This window comes from Haloferax profundi (genome assembly GCF_001469865.1).
Classification (GTDB): Archaea; Halobacteriota; Halobacteria; order Halobacteriales; family Haloferacaceae; genus Haloferax; species Haloferax profundi.
This window is the reverse complement of record NZ_LOPV01000261.1, coordinates 1-1,178: the sequence shown is the minus strand read 5'-3', so window position 1 is coordinate 1,178 and position 1,178 is coordinate 1. Positions and strand designations below refer to the sequence as shown.

Genomic DNA, 1,178 nt, shown 5'->3' with positions numbered 1-1,178 from the left:
GTCTAGTTAGTGACCTCCTCAACCGGTGTTCGTCCGTCGAGCGATTGATGCGGTCGGTGGAAGTTATAGTATTGCACAAATTGTATGAACAACTCACGGACGCTTCCGTGACTGCCCACCCACGAATTATGGAAGCGGTCGACTCGCATTTTGAGGGTGTGAAACCACTTTTCGATGAGGTTTCGATCGACGTAGTCAAGCCGACCGCTCAATCCTAATCGAGAGAGGGCAGTCTGATAGCCGTAGCCATCAACGAGAAACACAGTGTCTGAGAGATCGTGTTTCTCGGAAAGTCGATGGAGAAACGCAGCAGCCGGGTCGGTACCATGTCGTCCAAACAATTCGACGTCAAGAATCAGCTTTGTCTCGATGTCTATTGCAGCGTACAACCAAGACCACTCGCCATTGATTTTGACAGCGGTCTCGTCGACCGCAACCCGCTTCGGCTTCGCCTCAGGCGGGTTGTGACCGCTGTCGGCCAACCGATGTACCCATTGCCAAATAGCTTGGTGAGAGCGTTCAACGCCGAGATAGCGAAGAATCTGTTTTGTTTCTCTGAGTGAACATCCGGTCGCGTGGAGCTGGACGGCGAACATCCTAACGGGTGTCGCCGTCCGCTCACGCTCCCAAGTTTCTTCATAATCCGTCGCAAAGCACTCGCTGAGCAGGTCTGCGAGCATCTTCCCAAACTCACTCAACGACCTGCTCGTTCCTCAAACTGGCTTAACTAGACAGTGCCTGTTGATCAAATATTTCGGTATATTTACTGGTTATGTCGCTCGACCGCCGATGTCCTGTATTCAGTGAACTAACCAGGTAACACGCATAAATATTGGAAACACGGCATTCGACAGCGGTTCTGTGTGATGCCAGTTACGTGACCAATGAGCCACGTCTGGTCTCGAAGGTGCGGGAACCGTCATCGTGGACGTTCGGGTCTTTCTGCTCCATGACGGTCTGAAATCAATAAATGCCGGCAAGCAGGACGATACTTGTTTGACCTGCTGACAGGGCCAAGTTGGCGACGACGGTAAGTCAAAACCAAAGGAGGCCTCAATTATGACATTTACCAAGTATTTATCTGGTACTGTGAGACTAATTTATACCATGTCAAATAGATCGGAAGGGAGTCACACTATCTATACAATTGGATTTACAAAAAAAGGCGCTCGTACCTT

1 protein-coding gene is annotated in these 1,178 nt (G+C 50.2%); it reads right to left on the bottom strand.

Annotated features, from left to right (window positions below; all coding sequences use genetic code 11):
• Nucleotides 1-2: 2 nt before the first annotated feature.
• Entirely contained in the window at nucleotides 3-680 is a 678-nt protein-coding gene (locus AUR66_RS11810; protein ID WP_058572582.1) for an IS6 family transposase, read from the bottom strand.
• Nucleotides 681-1,178 lie beyond the last annotated feature (498 nt).

Excerpts from the sequence above, each read along its gene's own strand:
- AUR66_RS11810 (WP_058572582.1), bottom strand. The coding sequence starts at position 680 with ATGCTCGCAGACCTGCTCAGCGAGTGCTTTGCGACGGATTATGAAGAA.